The organism is Pseudomonas sp. MWU12-2319 (assembly GCF_023242525.1).
Taxonomy (GTDB): Bacteria; Pseudomonadota; Gammaproteobacteria; order Pseudomonadales; family Pseudomonadaceae; genus Aquipseudomonas; species Aquipseudomonas gingeri_D.
The window spans coordinates 1-25,269 of sequence record NZ_JALJES010000033.1 but is presented as its reverse complement, the minus strand read 5'-3'; the positions used below and the strand labels follow the sequence as shown (position 1 = coordinate 25,269).

General features: G+C 55.8%; 27 protein-coding genes and 3 pseudogenes. 12 read left to right on the top strand and 18 right to left on the bottom strand.

Annotated elements, in window-relative coordinates:
* Entirely contained in the window at positions 1 to 855 is an 855-nt protein-coding gene (locus tag M5C01_RS32070) for a MurR/RpiR family transcriptional regulator (RefSeq protein WP_103497518.1), read from the bottom strand.
* A 99-nt stretch (positions 856 to 954) separates the two neighbouring features.
* Here M5C01_RS32070 and M5C01_RS32065 point away from each other — a divergent pair, with 99 nt between their 5' ends.
* Together M5C01_RS32065 and M5C01_RS32060 are read left to right on the top strand one after the other, a co-directional pair.
* Positions 955 to 1,149 (top strand): hypothetical protein, encoded by a 195-nt coding sequence (locus M5C01_RS32065; protein ID WP_247263431.1) that lies wholly within the window; start codon positions 955 to 957, stop codon positions 1,147 to 1,149.
* Positions 1,150 to 1,281: 132 nt separating this feature from the next.
* Positions 1,282 to 1,650: a hypothetical protein gene (locus tag M5C01_RS32060; RefSeq protein ID WP_103497517.1), complete on the top strand. Its 369-nt coding sequence runs from the start codon at positions 1,282 to 1,284 to the stop codon at positions 1,648 to 1,650.
* Between the two features lie 137 nt (positions 1,651 to 1,787).
* Here the strand turns inward: M5C01_RS32060 and M5C01_RS32055 are convergent, their stop codons facing one another.
* Positions 1,788 to 2,084 carry a hypothetical protein gene (locus M5C01_RS32055; RefSeq protein WP_248747286.1) on the bottom strand — a complete coding sequence of 99 codons (297 nt, stop codon included), beginning with the start codon at positions 2,082 to 2,084 and terminating at the stop codon, positions 1,788 to 1,790.
* 340 nt (positions 2,085 to 2,424) lie between these two features.
* Between M5C01_RS32055 and M5C01_RS32050 the strand changes: the two genes are divergently transcribed.
* Positions 2,425 to 3,855, top strand: a complete 1,431-nt coding sequence (locus M5C01_RS32050; protein WP_177104699.1) for a diguanylate cyclase — start codon at positions 2,425 to 2,427, stop codon at positions 3,853 to 3,855.
* 657 nt (positions 3,856 to 4,512) lie between these two features.
* Here M5C01_RS32050 and M5C01_RS32045 read toward each other — a convergent pair.
* Positions 4,513 to 5,523 (bottom strand): aldo/keto reductase, encoded by a 1,011-nt coding sequence (locus tag M5C01_RS32045; protein ID WP_152742319.1) that lies wholly within the window; start codon positions 5,521 to 5,523, stop codon positions 4,513 to 4,515.
* A 92-nt stretch (positions 5,524 to 5,615) separates the two neighbouring features.
* On the opposite strand from M5C01_RS32045, the gene M5C01_RS32040 reads away from it, so the two are divergent.
* Positions 5,616 to 6,518 (top strand): LysR family transcriptional regulator, encoded by a 903-nt coding sequence (locus M5C01_RS32040; protein ID WP_103497515.1) that lies wholly within the window; start codon positions 5,616 to 5,618, stop codon positions 6,516 to 6,518.
* Positions 6,519 to 6,679: 161 nt separating this feature from the next.
* Here M5C01_RS32040 and M5C01_RS32035 read toward each other — a convergent pair whose 3' ends face one another.
* Both M5C01_RS32035 and M5C01_RS32030 read right to left on the bottom strand, forming a co-directional pair.
* A complete protein-coding gene (locus tag M5C01_RS32035; RefSeq protein ID WP_103497526.1) occupies positions 6,680 to 7,306 on the bottom strand; it encodes a LysE family translocator in 627 nt (208 codons plus the stop codon).
* 487 nt (positions 7,307 to 7,793) lie between these two features.
* Complete coding sequence (locus M5C01_RS32030) at positions 7,794 to 8,261, bottom strand: GNAT family N-acetyltransferase (RefSeq protein ID WP_103497514.1); 468 nt, start codon at positions 8,259 to 8,261, stop codon at positions 7,794 to 7,796.
* Between the two features lie 390 nt (positions 8,262 to 8,651).
* Between M5C01_RS32030 and M5C01_RS32025 the strand changes: the two genes are divergently transcribed.
* On the top strand, positions 8,652 to 9,008 hold the full coding sequence (locus M5C01_RS32025; protein ID WP_103497513.1) for a VOC family protein: 357 nt from the start codon (positions 8,652 to 8,654) through the stop codon (positions 9,006 to 9,008).
* Between the two features lie 52 nt (positions 9,009 to 9,060).
* Here M5C01_RS32025 and M5C01_RS32020 read toward each other — a convergent pair whose 3' ends face one another.
* From M5C01_RS32020 to M5C01_RS31995, 6 genes are all read right to left on the bottom strand, one after another.
* Entirely contained in the window at positions 9,061 to 9,459 is a 399-nt protein-coding gene (locus M5C01_RS32020) for a nuclear transport factor 2 family protein (protein WP_152742321.1), read from the bottom strand.
* 90 nt (positions 9,460 to 9,549) lie between these two features.
* On the bottom strand, positions 9,550 to 10,170 hold the full coding sequence (locus M5C01_RS32015; protein WP_103497511.1) for an NAD(P)-binding domain-containing protein: 621 nt from the start codon (positions 10,168 to 10,170) through the stop codon (positions 9,550 to 9,552).
* Positions 10,171 to 10,283: 113 nt separating this feature from the next.
* Positions 10,284 to 11,225: an SDR family oxidoreductase gene (locus tag M5C01_RS32010; protein WP_152742322.1), complete on the bottom strand. Its 942-nt coding sequence runs from the start codon at positions 11,223 to 11,225 to the stop codon at positions 10,284 to 10,286.
* Positions 11,226 to 11,309: 84 nt separating this feature from the next.
* Complete coding sequence (locus M5C01_RS32005) at positions 11,310 to 12,278, bottom strand: SDR family oxidoreductase (RefSeq protein ID WP_152742323.1); 969 nt, start codon at positions 12,276 to 12,278, stop codon at positions 11,310 to 11,312.
* Positions 12,279 to 12,591: 313 nt separating this feature from the next.
* Positions 12,592 to 13,461: an AraC family transcriptional regulator gene (locus M5C01_RS32000; protein ID WP_103497508.1), complete on the bottom strand. Its 870-nt coding sequence runs from the start codon at positions 13,459 to 13,461 to the stop codon at positions 12,592 to 12,594.
* A 144-nt stretch (positions 13,462 to 13,605) separates the two neighbouring features.
* A complete protein-coding gene (locus tag M5C01_RS31995) occupies positions 13,606 to 14,211 on the bottom strand; it encodes a DJ-1/PfpI family protein (protein ID WP_103497507.1) in 606 nt (201 codons plus the stop codon).
* 235 nt (positions 14,212 to 14,446) lie between these two features.
* Between M5C01_RS31995 and M5C01_RS31990 the strand changes: the two genes are divergently transcribed.
* Together M5C01_RS31990 and M5C01_RS31985 are read left to right on the top strand one after the other, a co-directional pair.
* Complete coding sequence (locus M5C01_RS31990; RefSeq protein ID WP_152742324.1) at positions 14,447 to 14,884, top strand: hypothetical protein; 438 nt, start codon at positions 14,447 to 14,449, stop codon at positions 14,882 to 14,884.
* A gap of 376 nt (positions 14,885 to 15,260) precedes the next feature.
* Positions 15,261 to 15,443 (top strand): annotated as a pseudogene (locus tag M5C01_RS31985) (hypothetical protein); the annotation flags it as partial.
* 10 nt (positions 15,444 to 15,453) lie between these two features.
* Here the strand turns inward: M5C01_RS31985 and M5C01_RS31980 are convergent.
* Positions 15,454 to 15,651, bottom strand: a pseudogene (locus M5C01_RS31980) (GyrI-like domain-containing protein); the annotation flags it as partial.
* 93 nt (positions 15,652 to 15,744) lie between these two features.
* Between M5C01_RS31980 and M5C01_RS31975 the strand changes: the two are divergent.
* The 5 genes and pseudogenes from M5C01_RS31975 to M5C01_RS31955 all read left to right on the top strand — a co-directional run.
* Entirely contained in the window at positions 15,745 to 16,320 is a 576-nt protein-coding gene (locus M5C01_RS31975; RefSeq protein ID WP_152742326.1) for an NAD(P)H-dependent oxidoreductase, read from the top strand.
* Between the two features lie 55 nt (positions 16,321 to 16,375).
* Positions 16,376 to 16,738, top strand: a complete 363-nt coding sequence (locus M5C01_RS31970; protein ID WP_152742327.1) for a MerR family transcriptional regulator — start codon at positions 16,376 to 16,378, stop codon at positions 16,736 to 16,738.
* A gap of 244 nt (positions 16,739 to 16,982) precedes the next feature.
* Complete coding sequence (locus M5C01_RS31965) at positions 16,983 to 17,564, top strand: TetR/AcrR family transcriptional regulator (protein WP_152742328.1); 582 nt, start codon at positions 16,983 to 16,985, stop codon at positions 17,562 to 17,564.
* A 220-nt stretch (positions 17,565 to 17,784) separates the two neighbouring features.
* Positions 17,785 to 19,011, top strand: coding sequence for an MFS transporter (locus M5C01_RS31960; RefSeq protein WP_152742329.1), 1,227 nt, complete (start codon positions 17,785 to 17,787; stop codon positions 19,009 to 19,011).
* A 120-nt stretch (positions 19,012 to 19,131) separates the two neighbouring features.
* Positions 19,132 to 19,663 (top strand): annotated as a pseudogene (locus tag M5C01_RS31955) (transposase); the annotation flags it as partial.
* A 188-nt stretch (positions 19,664 to 19,851) separates the two neighbouring features.
* Here M5C01_RS31955 and M5C01_RS31950 read toward each other — a convergent pair.
* From M5C01_RS31950 to M5C01_RS31925, 6 genes are all read right to left on the bottom strand, one after another.
* A complete protein-coding gene (locus M5C01_RS31950) occupies positions 19,852 to 20,358 on the bottom strand; it encodes an AAA family ATPase (protein ID WP_103497494.1) in 507 nt (168 codons plus the stop codon).
* 246 nt (positions 20,359 to 20,604) lie between these two features.
* Positions 20,605 to 21,255 carry a hypothetical protein gene (locus M5C01_RS31945; protein WP_248764458.1) on the bottom strand — a complete coding sequence of 217 codons (651 nt, stop codon included), beginning with the start codon at positions 21,253 to 21,255 and terminating at the stop codon, positions 20,605 to 20,607.
* 174 nt (positions 21,256 to 21,429) lie between these two features.
* Complete coding sequence (locus M5C01_RS31940) at positions 21,430 to 22,143, bottom strand: hypothetical protein (protein WP_152742330.1); 714 nt, start codon at positions 22,141 to 22,143, stop codon at positions 21,430 to 21,432.
* A gap of 607 nt (positions 22,144 to 22,750) precedes the next feature.
* A complete protein-coding gene (locus M5C01_RS31935; RefSeq protein WP_152742331.1) occupies positions 22,751 to 23,089 on the bottom strand; it encodes a hypothetical protein in 339 nt (112 codons plus the stop codon).
* Positions 23,090 to 23,567: 478 nt separating this feature from the next.
* The gene (locus M5C01_RS31930) at positions 23,568 to 23,882 is read right to left on the bottom strand and encodes a hypothetical protein (RefSeq protein WP_103499745.1); all 315 of its coding nucleotides are present in this window, start codon (positions 23,880 to 23,882) and stop codon (positions 23,568 to 23,570) included.
* A gap of 446 nt (positions 23,883 to 24,328) precedes the next feature.
* Positions 24,329 to 24,679: a hypothetical protein gene (locus M5C01_RS31925; RefSeq protein WP_103499746.1), complete on the bottom strand. Its 351-nt coding sequence runs from the start codon at positions 24,677 to 24,679 to the stop codon at positions 24,329 to 24,331.
* Positions 24,680 to 25,269: the final 590 nt, after the last annotated feature.

Below are 25,269 nucleotides of genomic sequence, written 5' to 3'. Positions count from 1 at the left end.
TTATTTTTCCTCCAGCAGGTGAGTGGTGAAATCGTTTCGTAGTGCGTCGATGCCTTCCAGTCGCTCGGCAAGATCGGGGCAACGCAGCGTCAGGCAGGCAATCAAGGCTTCGACCTGGGCCAGTGCCGGCACCAAGGTGTCGAAGGCCGATACCGACTCCACGGGCGCGGTGATCACCAGGTTGGCCATCTCGCGCAGCGGCGAGGCGTAGATGTCGGTAAACAGCACGACGCGCGCATGCCGGTTCTTGGCCGCGCTGGCGACACGCAGAGCCTGGGATTGATAACGTCGATAATCGAACAGCAGCACCACGTCCTGACGTTGCACATCGAACAGGCGATCAGGCAGTTGCGCGTTGTCTTCCAGGGCAAAGCAGCCCGCACGCAACAGGCGCAAATGATTGAGCAGGTAGTGGGCGAGGAAGCTGCTGAAGCGTCCGCCGAAGCAATGCACTTGATGCCGTGTATCGAGCAGCCACTCCACCAGAATGCGCACATCTTCGGGTTGAGTCAGGGCCTGGGTTTCGAGCAGGGTACTGTGACTGTCCGCCAGGTAATGACTCCAGACGTCGTCTTGCTTGAGGTGTGAGCGCGGTCGCAACAACGTGCTGGGCGAGCGCAGGCGGTGATCCATGTCGCTGAGAAGCGCGTCCTGAAAATCGGCATAGCCACCGAAGCCGAGTTTTTTCACCAGGCGCACAATAGTCGGATCGCTGACGCCGGCGTGCTCGGACAGACGCGACATCGGGCCCAGCCCGCTACGCGGGTAGTGGTCCAGCAATGCACGTATGACTTTGCGTTCCGACGGCGTGAGGTCCAGGCCGGGATCAGTGATCCGGTCTCTAAGTGAGGGCATCCGAGCTCCTGCTAGAGGGGGAGGGTGTTGCTTTTATTTCATGATTGGCTAAATAAATACTTATGTAATTTATGCTACATGTCTAGCGGGTTTTTTCATGTGCCTGACCTGAAAAGCACCGAAATGGGGTGGAAGTCTTGTTGGGTAAGGCCTGCGTGGGGTTTGCTTATCTGCGAGCGCTATATCACCGATCCGACTTATCGCTTCGTCGAGGCCCATCGCCTGAGCGAGGGCGCGGTTCAAATCTACAACGCCAGCGTTGTAGATTTGAACCGCGACAAGCAACAGATTTGAGGTGATTCTCTGCATCTGCATCTGCATCTGCATCTGCAGCGTCCAGGCCTTGGCGGCTCGGTACAAGGTCACACAACCCAGCCGGGTAGAAAAATCGGGTTCAGGGCCCCCCAGCAGTACCCCGGTGCAATCATGCTGATTACCCTGATCGTCACCAGTACCCCGGTTTTTTGCATCATGCTGGGGTTTATGCTGCGTTCGGCAACAGTGACTGTCTGGCATCTGTTGTGCGCAGCCCTGGGCATTGGTGAGGCGATGATGCTGCTGCTACCCAGTGCGGCGCTTCCGGAGGGCTCGTCACGGTTTTGGTTGGGCGCAGCCATTGGGGTTCCAGTGAGCTATGCGCTTTACAACCTGTACGTCGCCTGGTCGGTGTTGTTGCTCGATGAGCAGATCACGCCGTGGATGAATGTGAGCATCAGTGCGATTGTTCTGTCGCTATTCTTGTGTCTGGTCGGGGATCGAAGTCAGGCACGAAGGGCATCACTGAGCGAAGCCTGAGCCAATCAGTGGAGTCTTGGCCCTACGCCCACTCGTTTTGCGGTGGGCAACCGAGAACCTGGAAAGCATCGACCTTGCATCGCAATGCGGGCGCCGCAATTTGTCAGTTAGGGCGCCATTACGGCCAAGGCCGGCTCCTACAGGATGTTATCCCGATGTTGATTTTGGGCTGATTTTTTTCGCGGTTCGAATTCAGGCTTCGCTCTATGCAGTGAGGGTAGGAGTCCACTGAGAGCTTGGCGCTGGTACTCGCTGACAGCTGTGAACAGTGCTTCTGCCTCGAGACGCAGCCGCCCAACTTCGTCTGCTGATTGCGTTCCCTGAGCTTCGTGGTACTGCCGCAGCACATCCAGCGCCTGTGTCATCAAGGGTTCACCCTCTTTGATTTTGTCGATCAGGCTCTGGCCAGCGCTGTAATGGTTATCGTTGCTCATCGAACTACTCCATCCCGATTGAGGATCAACGCAGTATAGGCCGTCCCACACGACAACCCTGCACGTCCATCATAAAGCTGAGGCGAAAAAATGCCTTGCCCAAGGTGGCACCTTGCACCTGGTTACACCGAGGGCTACCAAACTCCGTCACTGATGTGCAGTGGCGGCTTGAGGATAGTCATCGACGTTAGCAGCGGAATGTGATGGGTGGTCTACAATTGAGATTCAAAATATCAACTCGCAAGACGCTTTCATCATGATGTAGGGGGTGTTGATATGTCGGTGATTTTGGAGTTGGCACTGTGGCGGTGCGGATAAAATGGATTTGCATGAAGGGGGTGTGAATAGTTCGGCCGCTACCGGCGAGCCGCCTGACGCTATCCATATTGTAATTAAGCTTTATGTCTGCTTGCTGCTCGCAGGGTTTGCGTTTGTTCCGGCTTATCTGATTGGCTACTTGTACGTCTTCCAGGATCCGACCCTTATATTCGAGAACCACACGTTCCATATCATTGCTATCACGGCCGCCACCCTGGAAGGGCTGTTTGTTACTTACGTAACCTGGTGCTGCTATCAGTCATCGGGAGATCCGCTGCTGCGCTGGATGACATTGGGCTTTCTCGGGTTTGTGATGATCTATGCCTTGCATGGGGCGTTCACCGGGCTCGCTCACTCCCATCTCTGGCTCTTCCTGCTTTACGGACCGGCCTCTCGACTGGTCATGGCAATTCTGCTGTTGATCGGCATGCTGTCGTACCATCAACCACCTGACGCCGCTGCCCAACGCACAAAGCTCCGCCCGTGGTTGACCTGGATAGGGCTGTTCCTGCTGGTTAACCTGGCGGTGGCACTCGTTGCGAATTCGCAGGTTGCGGGCCATCCCGCAGTACGCCTCGCGCTGGAAGGTGGGGCCCTGTTTTTTTCCGCCGTGAATGTGGCAGTGCTGCTGTTGCGTCGTTTCCGTTCGCCGCTGATGGTGATTTTTGCCATCTCGGTTACCGCGTTCGCGTTGTCATCTCTTGCGTTCATCCTAGGGCGTCCCTGGAACCATATGTGGTGGCTCGCCCATGCGATCTTCGCTGCTGGATTCTTCCTGTTGAGCTATGGGGTCGCGCAAGCGTTCCTCTCCACTCGGTCGTTCTCGAAGATTTACAGTCAAGGGGAGTTGATGGTGCGTCTTGCCGAGTCAATGGCCTACGCTGAAAATGCCCTGCAGGAGCTCCAGCGCACCAATCGGGAACTCGGCCACCTTGCCGCGACCGATCCACTGACGGGCGCTGACAATCGGCGTCGTTTCATGGAACGGGTCGATGCCGAAATTGACCGGGCTAAGCGCGGCGACGTTCCGTTCTCGGTGTTGGCGCTCGACCTGGACAACTTCAAGTCCATCAATGATCGCTTTGGGCATCAGGTTGGCGATGACATCCTCAAGAGGTTCGTGCAGGAGTGTCTCGAATCGATCCGGCCGTACGACGGCGTAGCCCGAGTGGGTGGGGAAGAGTTCATGATATTGCTGCCCCAGACTCCACTCGAAGGCGCACACGTAATCGCTGAGCGTCTGCGGAACACCATTGCAACGACTTCTTTCAACATCAGCCAGCAACGGCTGACCACGGTCACAGTGAGCATCGGCGTATCGCAATACGGACGAGACGGGGACTCCATCGAAGACATTCTGCATGTAGCCGATCAACGCCTATACGACGCGAAACACCAAGGTCGTAACTGTGTCGTCACTGCCATCAAAACCATCCTGCAACCTCAGCCCTGATACTACTGCGCCATCGAAACGGTGCCGGTTATCGGTACATTTCACGGGGAGGGCGAACAGGCTGTGTTCGATGAGATCGTCAGGCTTGAGGCTACCGACCCAGGTATCGCTTTTTGGGGGCTTCCAGCGCCGGCTGACTCCGATCTGCAAACTGAAAATCGCCCATTGCTCGTTCTACGGCGAGCAGCTGAGAACCTGGCAAGCTCGACAATGCATGCACTGCTTTAAGGCTTGGCACTGATGCTCAAGGGTGTCCTGCAACAGAGGACCTGAGCCAGAAGCGACAAAACGGGAAGCCGGGCTCCCCGCTTCTGCGCAGGGTGTTGTCAGCTGCTGACGCTGAGCGCTTGCTCATCCAGCACCGAGTCCATCTTCAGCTGTGCCAGCTCAATCAGATGCACGACACCCATCGCCACCTTGCGGTTCGAACCGGTTCAAGGTTCAACGCAGTATAGGCGCCCCCGCGCAGTTACTTGGGGGCTGATCAACGGGAGCTCCTATGCTGACTGGCAGAATTCGGCTAGACGCGGAAGTCGGTCGACATGCCCTCTAGTGACTTGTGATAGATCGCAATACGATCTGATCGACCGCTCTGCTACCCATCAAGCGCCTGCGTTCAATAACATAACTTGAACGCTTACCCTATGTTCAAAAGTCTCAGGCAATAGCACCAGGGACATTTGTTCCCATGCCCGATGGCAGGAACGGTCGTATTTCGTCAATTTCCGCGGTGCTTAGGTGCAACTCCGAGGCTGCAATCAGCCCGTCTACTTGTGCGGGACGGCGGGCGCCGACAATGGCACCTGTTACCACCGGTTTGCGAAGTGCCCAAGCGATAGCGACCGCAGCAGCACTCACCCCGCGCCTTTTTCCAATGCGCGCCATGACGTCAACCAATGCCAGGTTTGCACTCAAGCGGGGCTCCTGGAAGTCAGCACTGCGGGCCTTGCGCCAGTCGTCCTCGGGCAGTTGCGAGATGCGTTCGCGCGTCATACTGCCGGACAGCAGCCCCGATTGAAGCGTGGAATAAGCAAGGACACCCATCCCGGTCTGCTCGCAGAATGGCAAGACGTCTTTCTCGATGTCCCGCATCAAGGCAGAATATGGCGGCTGGAGTGAAACAATCTCTGTCACCGCCTGCGCCCGCTTGAGTTGAGCGACATCGAAGTTCGATGCACCAATAGCGCGAATTTTTCCTTGATCGCGCGCGGCTGCCAAAACCGAAAGCGCCATTTCAATACCTTCACTGCTTGCGTCTGCAGGAAAAGCAGGCCAGTGGATCTGATAAAGATCGATGGTCTCGACTTGAAGTCGACGCAAGCTTGCGTCGATCTCGGCGAGCAAGCTCTGGGGGGTCAGTGAGTGTGAAATCTCCTTCGTGATCGGGTCCCAGACCAAGCTGCCTTTGGTGAACACCAAAGGGTGCCGCGAGGCTGGCAGCCGGCTGAGCAATTTCCCCACTAATTGCTCCGCATGGCCCAAGCCATAAACCGCAGCGGTATCAATCCAGTTCACCCCACGTTCTACGGCATATTCAAGTGCGCCCAGGCTGTCCTTGTCGTCCTGCGCTCCCCAACTGTACTCCCAGCCGGTGCCGGCGATTGCCCATGTCCCCAGGCCAATAGGCGAAATCAGAAAGTCCGATGATCCAAGACGTCTCTTTTGCATAGCAACCTCTCCATAAGTGATGTGAGAAGTATCCGAGAGAGATCTCATGACGATAAGATAGATAATCGTATTTGAACTGCTGAAAAATATTCATGAGTAATCGCCCTGATCTCTCAGAGCTCGATGCCTTTGCCGCCGTCGCTCGCCATCGCAGCTTTCGCAAGGCCGCCGACGAGCGTGGTGTTTCGGCTTCTGCGCTGAGTCATGCGATGCGTGCGTTGGAGGCACGGCTGGGCATCAGACTGTTGAACCGAACCACTCGTAGCGTGACTCCGACCGAGGCCGGCCAGCAGCTATTGGCGACATTGGTCCCAACCCTGCACCAGGTTGCCGGTGCATTGGCGCAATTGACCTCGATGCAGGAAGTGCCCGCGGGTAAACTTCGCCTCAATGTGGCGCGTCCAGCGGCTCGCATCGTGTTTGCGCAAGTGCTCGCGCCCTTCGTGGACAGGTACCCACGTATTCAGTTGGACCTGATCACCGATGATGGATTGACCGATATTGTGAGCGGTGGGTTTGATGCGGGCGTCCGCTTTGGTGAAAGCCTGGCTGGCGATATGATTGCGGTCCCTGTCGGCGCACCTCAATCGTTCGTGACCGTTGCTGCGGATGCCTATCTGGCCGCGAAGGGGATCGCGCACGCCCCCCGCGACTTACTCGAACATGCCTGCATTGCCAGACGTTTTCCCAGTGGCAAGCTATACGCTTGGGAGTATCAAGCAGACAGTCAACCGATACGTTTGTCCGTCACAGGCCCGCTCATTCTGGAAGACGATGCGCTGATGATCCAGGCGGCGAAAGATGGTGCCGGTATTGCCTACGTCTACGAGGAGCTGGCACGCGACGATATCCGGAACGGACATCTCAGAGAGATACTCCAGGAATGGAAAGCACCGCCAAGCCGATTCTTTCTTTACTACTCCAGCCGGCGCCATGTGCCACCGGCCTTGAAAGCACTCATCGAATTCATCAGGGCGGATGACGTGAAAACCTGATTCAGAACCACCGCGACCGGCAGTTGTGGCTCGAGTGGTGTTCGATGCACTTTGGTATGAAATTCAGGATCACTGACCAACGTCTCCAATGCATAGGTAGCCAGGCCGGGGCGATTCAGGCGTACGCTTGCATTTCGACAACCCGGCCGGAGCGATTTCCCCTATTTCTGGCTAAGGGCTGCGATCGAAAGCCCGGAGACAACGAAGGTGAAGCCCGCACCCAGGTTAAGCCCGTTGACCACCTTTGGCCGGTGCTGAAGCCACGACGAGAGACGGGTTGCAAAAATTCCCATGAGTGCAAAGCCCAGTGCGGTCAACGCAGCGAACCAGGCGCCGTACACCATCATTTGCACGGTGACTGAGCCTAACTTCGGGTTGACGAACTGTGGAATGAACGCGAGCACAAAGAGGCCCGGTTTCGGGTTCAGTGCTGCGGACAGAAAACCGGTGAGGAATATTTTTTTCAGGGGCTGGCGCGCGGTGGGCTGGAAATTGATAAGGCTTCGAGAGCGCAAGACTTTGATGCCCAGCCATAGCAGGTAGCTGGCCCCGATGACCTTGACGACCCAGAACGCCAGTGCTGAAGTCTGCATCAAGAGAGTCAATCCCAGGGAGGCAGTTGTTGTGTGAAACAGGATGCCGGTGCCTGAGGCCATGCCAGAAACTGATGCAGCCATACGACCCTGGCTGAGCCCCCTGGCGATTGCCAGCAGGTTGTCCGGCCCTGGTGAGATAACCAGTAACAGACAGGCCGCGGTATAGGTCAGCCAAATATCCAGTGGGAACACAATCATTCTCCTTTTGTGTCTTGGGGGAATTCCGATGCCATTCGGGATTCAAAAGTCATGCCGGGCGTATGGTGTTTTGATTCTGCGCGACCTAACACTATATTGCGTTTTTTATCTCGGCTCGTGTGAGAGATGCAGTTCTTTTTCCCTCTGCCTAGCTTCGACTACAGAAAAGCTGAAACCTGCCTATGAAAAAAGTGAATGGATTGCGCGCGGCCGAGGCTTGAGAGTGGCTGCTTTACTGTCAATCAGGCGAATGTTCATGGATGCAAACACGGAAACAATAAAGGCGCAGCCCGCGAAGTCGAACTTTGGTAAAGGGATCATCTCACACAGGCGCACCATCAGCCTGTACCTCAAGGTAACGTTTTGCACATCACTCAATCGACTTACTGCCCAATAGAAACCAGATTCGACTGCGGGGCGTTGTGTGCAGGATCGTTGTTGGCGGGACGATATGCCAAGCGCGGCGGATCGACTCCGAAACTTACACCAGCTCTTTCACCATAGGAACACAAGCCAGTTGAAGCCCGGAGGGTGAATGGTAAATCGCAGGGGCATCACCAACGAAACCGCATCGCCGGTAAAACTCTGCAGCGTTCAAAGTCGCGTCCAGGTTGACTTTCTCCAGCCCCAAGTCGCGAGCCAGGTGTTCAAGGTGGTCCAGGACCTTCATGCCGATGCCCTGCTGCATAAAGCTTGGGAGTACAAAGATCGCGCCGATTTCACTTTTCTCCAGATCAAGCATGCCTGTCGCCACGGGGGTACCCCGAATACATCCCAGATAGAAGTGCTTTTCCATCAGTTCGCTATACCCATTCTCAGGCGATCCTGCTGTCCAGGCCAGTATCTGCTCTGTGGTATAGGCGCCGACGCATTGGTGCCGTATCGCTAGAAGGCGAATGTCGAATGCTGTTTGGGAGTCGCTTTGTGTTGCTCGCCTGATCGTGAACATGTTTATTCTCCGTTAGCCAGAGGCGGACGGAAAACTAAAAAGCCCCGTCCATTTTCTGGCGGGGCCTTGGGGTAATTACGTCATTTTTTAAGCGCGCATAGCCTCATGGCCCGCCAGAAGCGGTCATCAAGGTGCACATCATGTTCATGCTGGGTGTATGGATCATAGTCAGATGGTCTTCTGGATGATCGGATTTGTCAATCTTGGGGCGGAGTCAAGGTTCAGCCCTGAGCGCAATAGCGGTCATGACCACCTGTTTGCATTCGATCGGACCAGCATGGCTTCGTGGCCATGGTCGGTAGAGAGCGACTCGAACGGACTTGTCCTCCAACGCCACATCAACGGTCGATGCGTTATTATCGTCTTTCGACATCAGCCAAGGAGGCACCCATGAGCATTCGTGGTAAAGACCGACAGATCGACAACATTGAGTTCAATGTCGGCGACATCGCCCGTAGCAAAGCCTTCTACGGCGAGGCGTTCGGCTGGACATTCGTCGATTACGGCCCTGCCTATACAGAATTCAGTGATGGTCGCCTTACGGGGGGCTTCACTACGGGAGAGCCCGTTCGGCCCGGCGGCCCTTTGATCATTTTGTACTCGGATGATCTCGATGGGGCGCAGCAGCGGCTCAAAGCCTTGGGGGCTGTTATTTCCCGCGAAACCTTTTCGTTCCCTGGTGGAAGCAGGTTCCACTTCATTGATCCAGATGGCTATGAGCTGGCCGTTTGGACCGCTCAGCCGTAGGTCCCGGTCTCTCTTGAATGGGCTGGGTCAGTTTTCAATCAGCGCCAACAGCTCACGCCATCTCGGAGGAGCGTGCCAGTGCTTGCGTGTCGATATATTCGCGGATGTTTGCCACTTTGCCATTGCGAACAGTCATGGCGAAGACAAAATGGTCCTCGAACGTCCGGTTTGTGGCCTTAACTTTCCCCTTGGCGAACCCGACCATCAGAACCCGGTCTCCCTGCGCTACAAATTCGGGGGGCTCCGGGAATGAAGTCTCCATTTCGCAAGCCTTCTGAAGCAAATCCGCCAATCCCTGGTGCCCGCGGTGCGTGCCGGCCAGCGGCCAGTCCTGGCCCGGAATGATCCACTCGATATCTTCGGCAGACAACGCCAGCAGACCGGGCCTATCGCCGCGGCCCATGGCTGCAAAAAAACTCTTCACAGTCTGGACATTCCCTTGTGTGCTCATCGAAATCTCTCCATGTCCTTTTACCTGGGAACGTGTCCGATCTCATCGGACACGTTGTGGACCTGCTGGTGAGGACGGGGTGTCGGTGATTCAGCCGATATCGACTTTCATGGCGATGTCCCAGCTGCCGGCGCCGTTTTTGGCCAGGCCGATCATCATCAGGCCGAGCGCCTCGAGCGTCTGGGCCATCTGCAGGCCGCCAACATCCAACGGACGCAGCCCGAGACTCTCGAGAAACGTCGAGACCCGCGCCTTGGCGTGCGCATCGTCCGCCGCGATGAACGCGTCGAGGCGTTCACCCTTGGCAAGTACGTGGCCGAAGAGGGTATTGAACGCCTTGACGACATGCGCGCTGGCGGGGGCGCCCTTGGCGATCTCCTGCGCACCGGAACTGCCGTGGGGGGTAACGAGGCCCGAGAGATCGGGAGCGACCGGGTTGGTGATATCGATGATCACCTTACCGTCGAGCGATTTCCCAAAGTCGGCCAGTACCGCCACCGCACTGGGGTACGGCACGGCGAGAATGACGATGTCGCCCGCCGGAGTGGCGCCGTAAGTCCCGGTGATCGCTCCGGAGGCGAGCTTGTCGGCAAGCGCCTGTGCCTTGGCGGGATCGCGGCTGAATACCTCGACGGTGTGTCCGGCCTTGGCAATACGGCCGGCGACCGCCGTGGCCATGCCTCCCGAACCGATGATGCTGATAGTGCTCATGTGCAGTCTCCGTTCTGAAATCAGGTATTTTTCGTCTTTTCTGGATGGGTTACGCCGTCGCGGCTTGGCCACCCGCCGGGCGCAGTGCGGCCCGGCGGTGTGCCGTCACCTCATCAGACGGCCGGGAAGTAATGACCGTTATCAAGATCGGCGAAAAGTCCGGGCTGGGTCGGTTCCCAACCAAGAACCTGGCGCGTGATGGCGTTCGATGTCGGGGTGTCCAGCGTGACCAGATTCGCCAGGAACCCGAAGTAGCCAGGCAGCATCAGCACGTCCGCGGGAATAGGCACGGCCGGCAGATTCAATCGGCTGGCAATGGCTTCGGCGATCTGGCGGTACGGGATAGCCACTTCGGCGATTGCATGCCAGCTTCTGCCCGCGGCGCCTTTCTCCAGCGCCAGGCGAAACACGCTGGCGAGGTCACGGGCGTGCACGGCCCCCCAACGGTTGGCACCGTCTCCGGGGTAGCCGACGACACCCTTTTCCTTGGCCAGCCCGATCAACAGCGGAAGGAAGCCGGCGTTATCGGTGGAGCTGTGCATGATCTCAGGGATCCGCACGATTGAAGACCGTATGCCCTTTTCGGCGAGACCGATCACCGTGGTTTCCACGATGTTCCGAACCCGCAGGGTATTCTTGTACGGATCGCCGCCGGGAAGGGGCGGATCCTCCTCGGTGGCCGCCCGGCCCAGGCCCTCCCAGCCGGGCGAGCCGACGCTTCCAGACACGACCAACGGCTTTCCGCTTCCGGCCAGTGCTTGGCCATAGGCGAGCATGATCTCAAGCTCCGCGGCCGCAACGGCGTTGATTCCGCCGGTTGGAATCAGGTCCTGCCGGTGCGCGAGGTGGATGACGCCGTCCGAGGCAGCGGCCGCCTCCTTGAGCCCGTCGAGATCCTCGAGATGGCCGCGATGTACCTTGGCGCCAAGCGCAGCCGCCTGCGCGGCGGCCTTGTCGGACCGAGCCAGGGCCGTGACCTCATGGCCGGCGGCGATAAGATCGGAGATGATGTACGGACCGGAATGCCCGGTGCCGCCAGTGACAAAAACGCGCATATGCGTGCTCCTCGTGGGTGATGGGGTGCGAGAAAAGGTGTCAGGGGACTGTGCCGGGCGCATTGGCGATCCAGCGCCCCGCCGTCAGCTCAAGTCAGTCGGTGGAAAGTAATGGCCGTTGTCCAGGTCCTCGATCAGACCGGGCTGAACGGGGTCCCAGCCAAGAGCCTGGCGGGTGATGGCGTTCGACGCGGGGAGGTCCAGCGTGGCCACTGCCGCCAGGAACCCAAAGTAGCCCGGCAGCATCAGCTCGTCCGCGGGGATGCTCACGGCGGGTATTCCCAGGCGAGCGGCTATAGCCTCGGTGATCTCGCGGAACGGGATTCCCTCGTCGCCGATCGCGTGCCAGGTTTTGCCTGCGGCCCCTTTCTCGAGCGCCAGGCGGAACAGAGAGGCTAGATCGCGGACGTGCACGGCGGGCCAGCGGTTCTTGCCGTCTCCCGGATAGCCGGCGAAACCCTTTGTTTTCGCGAGCGTGATCAGCTGCAGGCGACCGGTCGCACTGTGTAAGAGTGTGGGAATCCGCACGACCGACGATCTGACACCTCGCTCGGCGAGGCCCACGACGGCGGTTTCCACGATATTGCGTGTCAACAGAGTGCCTGAATCGTTCGGGCCGCTGGGTAGAGCGGGATCCTCCTCGGTCGCCGGGCGGCCCAGACTGACCGGTGCGCCGATAGGCGCCGCCCTGCCCACATTCATGGGCGTGCCGATACTGCCTGCAACGACCAGTGGCTTATTCGTGCCCGCCAGCGCCTCGCCGAACGTGAGGACGGTCGCGAGTTCCGATTCGGCCAAGGCGGCGATCCCGCCGGACGAAAGCAGTTCGGCCCTGTATCCGAGGTGAATGACGCCGTCGGACTCAACCGCCGCCGCCTTGAGCCCTTTGAGGTCGGCAAGATCTCCACGACGCACCTTGGCGCCGAGCGCTGCCGCCGCTGCCGCGGACGCGTCTGACCTCGCCAGAGCGACGACCTCGTGGCCGGCTGCGATGAGGTCGGGGATGACGTACGAACCGACGTGGCCGGTGCCGCCAGTGACGAAAACGAGCATGTTATTGGCCCTTCTGAGCAGTGTGATACGAAACGCGCTGGTGCGACTGCGTTGAACTTAGAAGCCATGCTGGTCGTCTCGCTTGCAAAAAGCAAGTGAATTGCAGGAATTTACTTGCTCCATGCAAGCGATGTTAAGGTCCGGTCAGGAAAAAAACCTCGATTTCCCGAGATTGAGGAGTGAACCAGAGGGCAAGAAAAAACGAGGTCAGAAACCTCGCGACCGGCAGCAACGGGTCGATGCTGTTGAAAAAGTCGACCCTGAACGGTCACTCGTCAATGTCCGTTCAGGGTCGAAGGCTCTGCCTGCTCCGCTATTGCAGCGGAACATACACATCTGTTTGCCATTGATCCTGCGGTGTCTCGGGATAGATGCTCAGATAATTGAAGAACAGCGGCTGGTCACGCAGTTCCTCTCCACTGGCAGGAAGCCAATCGCGGTAAATCGGATAGATCGTTTCACCGATGTGATCCGGTGACCCCACGTGTCGCACCACGACGCAGCGACCGCCAGGAATGACGATCTCGTGCACGCCGAACTCATTTGGTGCCACGGCCTCGTGAATCTCGCCGCAGATTGCGAAGCGGAATGCTTCTGGCGGTGTCGTATCGGGGTTGTTATAGGGAATGCCAAAGTTGCGACTCGATGCCACCGGCGACTGTCCGCTCTGCATACGCCACTCGATGAACCTGCGCACGCTCTCATTGACGAGCCCGGGTGGTCCGCAGTGCTCGAGCGCGGCTACCTTGACCTCAGGGAAATCTACGATTCGTATTTGCATGACAATAGTCCTGGAAAAGTGAGGGATGGCGAACACCGCATTCCAGACCTGCCAGTTCGGTTCCTTCCTGAACGCACTCGGCGTCGTACCGAATGCCCGTCTGAACGCCCGGCAAAATGCCTCGGGACTTTCAAAGCCGGCACCGAGTGCGGCGTCCAGTACCGAGTGATCAGCGAGGGCGGCCAGGCGATGTGCCGCACGTCGTAGTCGCATCAGTTGCACATAACGTGAGACGGGCACGCCAACGAACGCGGTGAATTGTCGATGGAAGTGAAACGCCGAAAAGTTCGCCACATGGCTCAACGTCTTCACCGACAGGTCACCTTCGAGATTGGCATCAATGTAGGCGAGTACGGCGTTGAAGCGCTTTGTGTAAGCGAAATGGGTCGGCATGTCGGGCACTGGGAAAAGCTCCTGGAAGTACGGTCGGCAATAGAATCGACTATAGCGGCGCGGACGTGCCTAGCCGCGCTTGCTCAAGACCCATTTTGGATGGGCCAATACGATCTCTTCCAAGGCGTTCCTCTATCGTTTGAGCCGCTGTTATCAGCTGACACCTACTACTGAAGTACCCAATATCCAGGCGGGCCGGCGGTGCTCGGCGGCGTGCATTGCCAGGTAGGCTTTGAGGTTTTCGTCACCGATCCCCAAGGTGTATAAGATTTCAGCCATGAAACTGACCGGAGCGGTACCCGGCGCCGTAATTACGCGCTTATCGGCGATCGCATAGGGGACATCCTGATAGTAAGCCGCTCCACCGTAATTCAGTTTCGACAGGTTCTCTGCCGAGTTGGAGGTGTGGCGCAGGTTATCGAGCACGCCCGATTGTGCTAACACACGGGTACCGTCGCAAATGCCGGCGAGGATGATGTTTCTTTCATGGGCCGCGATAACCAGGTCCGTGATATTCGGGGCCTGATCGGTCTGCCAAACGGTACCCCCACAGATGATCAGCAGGTCGAGCTCATCGAGCTGTATGGCTTCGATCGCCAGGTGTGGGGTGACGATCATCCCACCAGAGGAGGTGACTTGGGTGCCCCCTGAGGTCGCGAAGCGTGTATCGAAGCCGTAGTAGCCACGACCGGTGGAGTTGATCAGGGCTGTTTCCCAATCCGAGAAATTCTCGGTGAGAATAGTAATGGCACGTGTCATTAGAGTGTCCTTCTCTGACGGCATTGATAAATATCTGAGGGGGCCTTTTCCTCGGGGGCCAAAGGGTAACAAACACGATCGTCAGTTTTTGTCAGTAGCGCTTGGGGCGTGTGTAGGGATGGTGTCAACTGAATCGGCCCATAGCTGCCGTTCGACCAAAGTAACAGTGGGCTGATAGAGTTGAGTATGCTCGCGGCGGGTAATAGTTTGGCCTGATTGTTTTTGGAGATTGATGATGGGTTTCTCCACAACACTGTGGGAGTGGTATGGTCAGGACGAGTACGAGCGAGTGCTTGTTTTGTGTGAGGCAATCCCAGCCCTTGAATTCCTGGCGCTGACCGCCGATCTGCAGCAGAGAGCAATCCCGGACTGTCCGGCATGTGAAGTCTGGTCCGAAATGATGCTGCCATTGAACGAGGTTCTTTCAACCTGTGGGAGCGTGTTACCAGAGCAGATCAGAACATGTCTGGAGCGTCTCTGGAAGCTATGCAACGGACTTACTGAGGTTGCATTTCACTGTCATGATCGATTGATGTTTGATCATGACGAGTGGTGGCCGATCAGAACTGCTGCCCAAGAGTTGCTGGATCTCATAGAGTCTCTGGAAATCAATCCCTTCTTGGATGATTTGTTACTGGGTTGTCGAAATGCTGTTCGCGGAGTAAAGCGTTGAGCGTTTCAGAAAACCTACACCCAGTAATCGCTCTTCGTGGATAGCTCGCAAGACTGAATGGCAAAGCGCTCGGGCTTTCTGTCCCTGAGGGTACCGTCATGTAGGGCGAGCAGGATGGTACAAGCCTGTTGTGCGGATAACATTGGTCCGTGCTCTTGTGTTGTGAATGCTGTTGTCAATGCTCGTTCTTGTCCACTCGTTTTATCTGCGGTGAAGCCCCACAGCGTTGCGCCAGTACAAGGTTGCTTCGTACTGGAAGTTGATGAGGAAGTGAGATGAACATACCTGGGCAATGGATTGGGCTATTTTGTCCAGATCGTCCATAGCGGAATGTCCCTCCGGTTCGGGCCCCTTGATTCTGATGTTACAGCGTGTAGCGATGGGCAGTTACACCGTCGTCGATTTGCTCAGCTTCTACAAGATCAATGACCAGGTGCGGCTCAATCTCGACGTGAAAAACCTGTTTGATCGCGACTACGAAGAAGGCGCGTTCGGCAACGTTTATGCCTATCCGGGTGCGCCACGAACCGTGCAAGTCGGCATTTCCTATACGTTGTAGTGCTCTCTGCCATTGCTTCCCCGATCTGATCCGGTGACCCCACGTGTCGTATTACGACACAGCGACCGGCAGGCATGACGATCTCCTGCACGCCGAACTCATTCGGCGCCACGGCCTCGTGAATCTCGCCGCGGATTGCGAAGCGCGATGCTTCTGGAGGTGTCGTATCGGGGTTGCTATAGGCAATGCCAAAGATGCGACTCGATGAGCGTGCGCACGCTCTTAGTTCCAACATCGAAGGCTTGACTCTCCTGCCTGGGGCAGACTTTACCCTGAGGGCTTATTCCTTCTGGAGCCCCACATGAGCAAGCGCACCCTGGTCGTTCTCGGCCACCCTTCCGCCAACAGTTTCTGCTCGGCACTAGCTGATGCTTACCTTGAATCGTCTTTCCAGTCAGGTCACGAAGTACGCCTGTTACGGCTGGGCGAGCAACGCTTCAACCCGGTGCTGCACGACGGCTATCACCCGACACAACCCCTAGAGCCAGATCTTTTGCAGGCCCAGGCCGACATTGCCTGGGCGCAACACCTGGTGTTCATCTACCCGATTTGGTGGGGCGGAATCCCTGCACTCTTGAAGGGCTTTCTGGATCGGGTATTACTACCCGGCTTCGCCTTCAAATACCGACAGAATTCGCCGTTCCCGGAGCAACTGCTCAAGGGCCGTAGCGCCGAACTGTTGGTTACCCTCGATACGCCACCTTGGTATTACCGCTGGGTCTATCGCATGCCTGGCGTGCATCAAATGCGCAAGACCACCCTGGAGTTCTGTGGCATCAAGCCCGTGAAGGCCATTACCTTCGGTCCACTGATCAAGTCCCGGCCGGAGCAGCGGGAGCGCTGGTTGGCGCAAGCACGGGCCATTGCCCGTCGCTAGGGAGCGGATTTTCAGGTAATTTCGGTGCTCTGCACATCATCACAATGGACTGTTCATGTACATCGGTAAAGCGGCTCAACTGTCAGGTACGACGGTAAAAACCATCCGCCATTACGAGGCCATTGGCCTGCTACCTGTCGCGCGACGCCAAGGTCGTTATCGCCTCTACGATGAGCAAAGTGTCGAGTTGCTGAGGTTCATCAAGTGCGCCCAACAGTTGGGTTTCAAGCTCAAGGAATTGCAAGCCTTGATACCGGAGCAGTGGACCGCGAGCTTTCCCTGGGGCACCGCTCAACAAGCACTGGCGACCAAAAAACAGGCGTTGAAGGCGCAGATTCAAGCCCTTGAAACACAATGCATGCAGCTTGAATGGTTCGAGGGCGAGCTGACCCGAAACCGCCAGTTGTGCCCTGTGTAACAGGTCTGTTTTCTATCCAGAAAGAACGGTCAGCTTGGTATGGCAGCTTCTGACCGAGGCTGTGTAAAAACGAATAGTCGCAACATTTGCAGTCGGCGTTTCTGAGTTGATTTCAGGTCTCCGTCGGTTTGTACTCTCGGCGTCCTCCATTGATGCGGAGTAAGGTGTGAGGTCAACCCACCCTTGACGAGAGAGAAGGAAGTCAGTACTTTTCTGGAATGGTCATTCCAAAAAGGTTAGTCCGATGCGCACCAGAGAATTTGAGCATGACGAGATTGTCGACGCAGCCATGCAGGTTTTTTGGCAGCTCGGCTATTGCGCCACCTCGATACAGGATCTGGTCGACGGTACCGGATTGTCTCGAAGCAGCCTGTACAACGCCTTTGAGAACAAGCATGGATTGTACGAGCATGCACTGCGCCGTTATCACGATCTGACTGCCTCGAACGTAGTGCTGCTTCAGGGATCGGGCCCGGTCAAAGGGCTGATCCAGCAACTACTGATGAGGATCGTGAATGATGAACTCAGTGATACCAGGCAACGCGGCTGCCTTGCCGCCAATGCCACACTTGAACTGGCTGGCCAGGACGAATCCATTGCCGAGTTGGTCTCCCGCAACTTCCTGCGTCTGGAGAAAGCTTTGGAACGTGCACTCATCCGTGGTCAGGCAGAGGGGGAAATCCCCACGCACAAGAAGCCTCGCGCGCTCGCACGCTTTATCGTGAACACGATTCAGGGCCTGCGAGTATTGAGTAAAGGCAGTGCTCACCAGAACCGTCGGCAACGCTTGCTAGATGTGGTAGACATCGCGATAGATGCGCTGTAACGCAGGACCGGGTGTTGTAATGCTTCAAGTGAAAGTCTGACAGAGACCAGAATTTATTTGCCCAGAACTGGAATGATCATTCCAGATAAAACTCAAAGCAATTTTGTTCATTTTGCAAGAGGCCTTGAACGATCAAAAAAAGCACCACCGTTGCGGCCTGAATTAACCTCAGGCTGTCGATCAGGAAACAGGAAATGTATTTTTTATCAGGGATACAGCGATGACCATACACGGCGACAATGGATTGATACCAACAGGGCTCGATGAAACGTCTTCTGCGCAAAGGCTGCCTGTGTGGAGACTGTTGGCATTTACGATGGCTGGCTTCATCACCATCATGACGGAAACTATGCCAGCCGGCCTGTTGCCTCTGATCGGGCAGGGGCTTGGCGTCTCGCAGGCCATGGCGGGTCAGTTGGTTACGCTCTATGCCTTAGGCTCGGTGCTGGCGGCGATTCCGGTCGTTGCTGCTACGCGAAAATGGCGCAGGAGGCCGTTGTTCCTGCTGGCGATTGGCGGGTTGCTGGTGTTTAACACCGTAACGGCACTGTCCTCCCACTATGTGCTGACTCTGGTCGCGCGGTTCATTGCCGGAATGGCGGCGGGCGTTATATGGGGACTGTTGGCCGGTTATGCACGACGCATGGTGCACCATGATTTGCAGGGACGGGCCTTGGCGGTGGTCGGCATTGGTCAACCCGTTGCTTTGTGTCTCGGCGTGCCCCTAGGCACTTGGCTGGGTACTCTGTTTGATTGGCGTGGCGTGTTCTGGATCATGTCGGCCCTCGCGTTACTGCTGTTCGTGTGGGTGCGGTTTGGCGTGCCTGACTACGCGGGACAAACTGAACGTCAGCGCCAGCCGATCTGCAGAATTCTACTGACCCCTGGTCTGCGCTCGATACTGTTTGTGATCTTTGTCTGGATACTTGCGCACAACATCCTTTACACCTACATCGCGCCATTTTTGGACTCCGTCGGGCTTGGTCAGCGAATAGACCTCGTGCTGCTGGTATTCGGTGTCGCCTCTATCGTCGGTATTGGGGTCACAGGAATGTGGGTGGATCGTGGGTTGCGTGTGTTGACGCTTCTTAGTCTGGCGGTTTTCGCGATGTCGGCGCTGGTGTTGGGAATGGCAAGCAGCTCTCCCAACATTGTGCTCCTCAGCGTTGCGATCTGGGGGCTGACGTTCGGTGGCGCTCCCACGCTGCTACAGACGGCCATTGCCGATACCGCCGGTGACGGTGCCGATGTGGCGCAGTCGATGCTGGTCACTATCTTCAATCTGGCAGTGGCCGGAGGTGGCATCGCTGGAGGCTTGTTGCTGGATCATGCGGGGCCGAGCTCTTTCCCCCCAACACTGCTGATATTGGCGCTGCTCGGTCTGTCCGTGGTTTGGCTAGCTAGGGCCAATGGTTTCAAGCCTGGCCTTCGCGCAATCATGCAATAAGAGTGGCTAATGGGCCGCTAGGTGGATGTTGAAGATCATAACAATATCTTGAGAGTCTGCTTTCGGCACAGAGTGTGCTTTCTGAGGATTTCATCGTAAGGATCGCCCACGAAGCGCTTTATCCAAGGTGAACATCGAGGCCAAGGCACCTTACTTCCCGAGAGCCTCGACGATTACGTCATGGATACCAATCCGGTGCGCGTAGTCGACGTCTTTGTCGACGAACTCGACCTGGTCAAGCTGGGTTTTGAAGGTGCGATACCGGCAGATTCTGGTCGGCCTGCTTACCACCCCGCGATCCTGCTGAAGATCTGCATCTACGGCTATCTCAACCGCATCCAGTCGGCAACGGTTGATACTCAGCACCATTTGATCGTCGCTCGCCAGGTAACGAACGTCGAATCCGACGCTGACGGGCACTTCAATAACGATGCCTTCATCTTATGACACGACCAAGAACGAATACATCTGTCCGGCTGGAGAAGCACTCACTTGGCGCGATAGCAACGTTGAAAAAGGCCTGAAGCTGCACCGTTACTGGAGTTCGAAATGCCGGGGCTGTGCAATGAAACCGCAGTGCACACCGAGCACGGAACGGCGGGGTCGACGCTGGGAGCATGAAGCCGTCCTGGAGGAAATGCAGAACAGACTGAGCAATGTGCTGGCAATTTGATATTTTTACACGCTCTGGAGCGACAGCAACCCATAGAGAAAATCTGGTAATGGGGGGCTCCGAGTGATCAGCGCAGTCTCTTGCGTAGTGCTTTGAGCACGGCATCGAGATGCCGGTTTTAAACCTCTATGGATACACACTTTGCGACCTTGGGTGTTTAGCTAGCGCTACTCCTTAGATAAAAAACGTTCGGTGATCATTGCCACCGCCTGCGCCGGAGAGGTCAGGGCGGTGTCTATATTAAACGGAGCGGTATCCCAAGCCTCATATTCATGATCCAGTACAGACTGCCAGGTTGGTGGGGTCAGTCCAGGAATATCAATTTTTCTGGTTTCTACCCGGCGCTGATGTTCATGTTTATCGGAGCAGATCACTTGGATGTTCACTAATGGAGCACCAGCGCGTGTGGCGATATCGCTCCATGCCCTTCGGCTTTCGATCACTGGGTTAACACAGTCAACTATGACCGTGCTGCCAAAACGAAGATTGCTCAGAGCAAGCTCATTGGCGACCATGTAACCGCTCCGTCCTACATCTTGTGCAAGAGCACCAGAGTCGCGAATAGCCTGCTCAATCGTATCGATCCGCAGATACACAGCACTTGTTCTGGTGGCAAGGTCACTTGCGATAGTCGTTTTTCCGGTACCTGGAAGGCCGCTGAAGACAATGAGCATTCTATGTCCTTGGGTGAGTGGGTTACCCAGCATAGCTGGCTGCCCGTTATGCGGCAGCAACGGGTCGATTTCACTGGCCCGTCGCGCCGCCAGTCAGCGGCTTTTCAAGTCACGTCTTATGGAGGCTTACGTCATGCAAACTGCAATTTTCGTTCTCCTCACCTAACGTCCAGCTAATATCCTCACGCCTCGGAATGCAAAAAACCGCCTACTCGCCTGAAAAGGCGGGTAGGCGGTCAGTTAGCCTCAGTCAAACTGGGGCAGGGTGGGTTCAACGGGCAGGAGCAGGTAGGTGAATTGCCTGTCTGCCGAGGTGATGATCCAGAGCACCTTCGCCGCTCCAACGCCAACGTCGTATTGCGAGAACAAGCTGGCGCCGGTCAGCACCGCCCGTTCGTTTTTCAGTCTGTCCGCCCCAGGCAATTCTCCCCAATCACCACAGAGATGACGGTCCAGAAAATGCGCCATGTCCAACAGACCTTGTTGAGCAAGCGCCTCTACGCCCTGGGTCATGACGATTTCACCGAAAGCAAAGAGCTCTCCAGGAATCCGTTTTTCAAGTGCCTCGGCCTCATACCTGAGCATGAGCGTCAGCACATGCAGTTCATCTTCCTTCCGATCTACGACCAGGCGCAGATCCAACAGGACTCGATCTGATCGCTCACCCGTGGAGGGAAAGCATTCGTGGCTGAAGTCAAAGAACAAAGGCTCATCGTCCCACGCCTCCTGGATGATGGTTTCGTGAATGGCCTGAAGTACTGCAGTCAGGCGACAGCCCTGTTCGGCGATGTTCAGTGGCTTTGCTATGTAAACACTTTCATTCCAAGCCTTAATCGTGAAAACGACAGGTAGGTCGAGCAGTGCTTCTTGTTGCGGTGTGAGTGAATCCAGTTTCATAGGTCTCTCCAGAAAAGCCCAAAACGGAGAGACACTGCGCCCGGACGGGGAGTGTTCCCCGCATGGGCAGAAAGTGTGGTGTATCAGTACGGCGGGGACAGTGCCCACTGTCTAAAGCGTTTAAGCTACAGGCCGAAACCTGCCGGTAGAGCAGTAAAGCTTTGGCTCATGAAACTATTTTCCAATGAGGAAATCATTAACCACTTTTATCCCTATACCCACGACAGCAGTGACGATAACGCTGAGCTGCCAGTGCACGTATTTGAATTTTGACTCGACGCTTTTGATGGCCGCCTCTAGTTTGATACCTTGCTGTTCAAGAGCATTTTCAAGCTTTACAGCCATTTGGTTTAGTGCTGTTTCCTGTGCTTTGATTGCGGTGTCAGTTTGATGGCCTTGCTTTTCCATCGACAATCGGAATTCATAGCCTTGTGTTTCTATTGCACGTCGGAACTCGCTGCCTTGCTCCTTGATTTCGGTGCGAAGCTCATTGCTTTGCTCCTTGATTTCAGCGCGAAGCTCATTGCTTTGTTTTTCCATCGCAAGCCAGAAATCGTTGCCTTGCTTTTCTATTGAGGCACGAAGATCGTTGCCCTGCTCCTTGATCTCAGCGCGAAGCTCGATCCCCTGGGTAACAATCGCTTGGCTGAGCGCGTTTATCTGCTCGCCATGGGTTTTGACCGTGTCGCCTAGCTCTTTGCTCGAGCCACGCAGCTCTCGACCCAGGTCGACGGTTTTTTGGATCAACTGCTTCTCCACTCGTACCAAATCGGATTTCGTTGCTACGTTTCGCACTTCGGCCTCCCAAGCTTCTACGACAGCTTTGGCTTTTTCCGGTGGTACGCTGATGGCTGACAGCGCGTTATACAAAGCCATAGATCTACTCATGGTGTCTCCTACTCAATGCAGACGTGACGAGGAGGCACCACCTGACGGTAGGTCTCCGTCACGGTGGGGTTGGGGCATTCGATCGGCGAGGGTGTCGACGACTGTTCGCACTTCCGAATGCTGGGCGAACTAGGGATGATCAATGTGCTATCTGCACACCGTGGCCTCGAAGATCACGACCACTTGGGAAGGTGCTGCCAACGACAGCTAACCAGGTCAAATCATCGATCCAAACTCACTGGGTGAGATAGCCAGCCACTTCCGGTGAAAATGTAGGAAATGGCCTATCTCATTGCACGCAACTACACGTATGCCGCGCACAGTCGTACAGAGAGCAGGGGGCTCTGTTCTCAGTTCTGGGTGTAGTGTTCTTGTATCGCACGTGCTGTCACAGGGTGTGCCTCATGGAAACGTTGTTTTAACATGAGGGCTTCGAGGGGAAGGGGGGGCCATGGCGGCGTCCTTGCCGCGTCCCACAAATGCTCACTGCTGTGTACGGTGTGAGCGGTGTGAGCGCAGATCAAGAGAGACAAGCTTGCCGACTGACGTTGAGTTTTTGAAACCTTGATGTCAGGTGGTCCTGGCGCCAGCAGGGACTGTCAAAATTTTAAAGGCTTTCAATGTGTAGTTTAAAAACAGTTAGAATTATTATCACCGTGGTCATCAGAATGACCATCCATTTTCCGATTTTGTCAGCCCGTTGCTCTTTGGCCCTATCACGTTCTATACGATTGTTCAGTGCGATTTCTTCGGCAATTTCCTTACAAAACTGACGGCGTTGAACGATGAGGGGTTTGCTGAGAGTAGCTATGCTCTCGCTCTGTTCTTTAATAGACGTACGCAACTCTCTGATCGAGGCGTTTAACTTATCGCCCTGATTTGAGATGTTTCGATTCAACAGATTTTCAGTAGATGTCAGATCATATTTTGATGCTGGATCTCTCACTTCGCTCTCCTAAGCCATTGACAGCGGCTTTGGTTTTGTAGAGTAGTCCATTGACGTGCTCACACTTGCAAAGTCTGGGCGTACCATCAACCAATCAATGAACCGTCAGTACACGGTGGTCTCGAGGACAACACCGCCTGGGAAGAGGTTGTTGTCAGCCGTCATCCCGATCTAATAGTCGAGCCAAACCCATTGACTGAGATAGCCAGCCATTTCTCGGGTGATTGTAGGGATATACTTCGTTTGACGCGTGCAGATGATCTGCTCTCTGCTGGAAAGCTGAGTGAATTTGGGCGCACTCCTAGAGAAAGAGGCCTCCTCACAACTGGCGCGTGCTTTTCCCTTTTGATCGGGCGTTTTTTCTGACAGGTGATCCTTCAGGGAAGCACTACATAGGTCTGATACTCAGGCTTCCAGCCTGGAAGAGCTAGCGCTTTAACCAGTAGCATTTTGGATGGCGAAGAAGGGTGATGGGGTCTCAAAGATTGGCGAGCATGAGCTCCAACTGCCGATGTTCCCAAGCGCTCAGTAGATCAACTGGATTGGTTCCGTAACGCTGCCAGTCTTCAAGCGTTCCTGTTCTTCCAGCAGGGCACGTCGCGTCTTCACAGTAATCCAGAATGTCGCCGTCATTGAAAAGCGTAAGCGTCCAGCCATCGACCTCAACGGGCATAGGTCCGGTATGGATCTCGCTCCAGGACTGCGGGCTCAGTCGACGCAGGGCGCGTACACCCAGAGCAACCTCTTTGAGCACCTGGTAAACCTCACGAGCGATGAGGGGGGTGGCTGTCATGTGCGTCGCTCCGCTGTGGCCTGCGAGGCCCAGCTATAAGACGATGCGAGTGATCTGCTTTTGCGGCTCGGCATTGCAACCCACTGACTTGGATAAAGGGGCCTCTCAGTATACTGAAGTCTGCATACCTCACCCGAGGCGTGAGGTAGAGGGCGGACTACTGCGTGATCAACAGCCATGGCCACATGGCGTTGGTGGCCCGTCTGGCTAAAAGCCTCGACGACTGAATAGCGAAACATCGGATCCGCTTTTGAGGCCTTGTTACCATCTTTGGCACGTCTGTAGCGGAGGGTTAGGGGCACAATGCCGGCAGAGACCTCACACCCGTACGCAGGCGTGCTCTGCGTACGGGATATGAATGGCTGTGAATCAGCACGTAGACCGTGCCGAGCAACGAGAGAACCACAAACGCCAACCTGCCAGTGACACGGTGAATGCGCTGTGCTCTATTTGACTTTATCTATCCATGCAAACATAACGGTCATGATGAGGAAGGGCGTGACCCCATACAGCAGGGTGGCGCTCCACAACTGTCTATTGAACTTGATCATATCCAGATCGGATTTTACGTTTCTGATCAAACAGGTTAATTCGCTGCACTGAGAATGAATGGACGAATGAAGCTGATGTTCTCTCTGCCTGATGGTTAACCTTAATTCGTGATTGATCTCCTTCAGTTCATAACTTGAAGCGAAACGGTCAATGTCGGCCCGCCATGCCTCTACCGCAGCCTTGAGTTTTTCTTCAATACAACCGGCAGCCTCGAGCGCGTTATCCAGGTGTTTTGAGGACTTCATCGTATCTCCTGCAATCGATCATTTGTCCGGAGGCATTGCCTGGTAGCAAGCGTCCGTCAGTGTGAAAATCGGGCATTCGGTCGGTGAGGGAGTGACGCCTGTCCTCGCCTATGAATGCCCGGCGTACTGCACTGATCAACGCACTCCTGTACGTCGTAGCCTTGTAGATCATGACCACCTGATGAGGGGCTGTTCCTCGACAGCGACCCTGAGCAAATAGTCGATCAATTCTGTTGGTTGAGGCAGTCAGCCGTTTCCCACGATTTAGTCGGCCAAAAGCTGACTTTATGCCTGTAGGTGCATGAAGGGACGGGCGAATCAGGCACTTGATCGATTCATGTAAGAGCGGTCCTACTTTTTCGCCTGTATCGGTACGGTTCATGCCCGCATCGACCCCTTGTTGCGAAAATCGGGTGACATCTCCCCTGACGTCCCGCGCCCTAAAAAGGTCCTAAAAGGCGCGTTGAAACGGAAGGGGATAAGGGGAGCAAAACGAAGGACAAAGGGCTTACCCGCAAAAGGTTATCCGTGCATTGAACAGCCATAAGGCTCCCTCACACGTCACATTTATGAAATGAAAGCATGCGAGT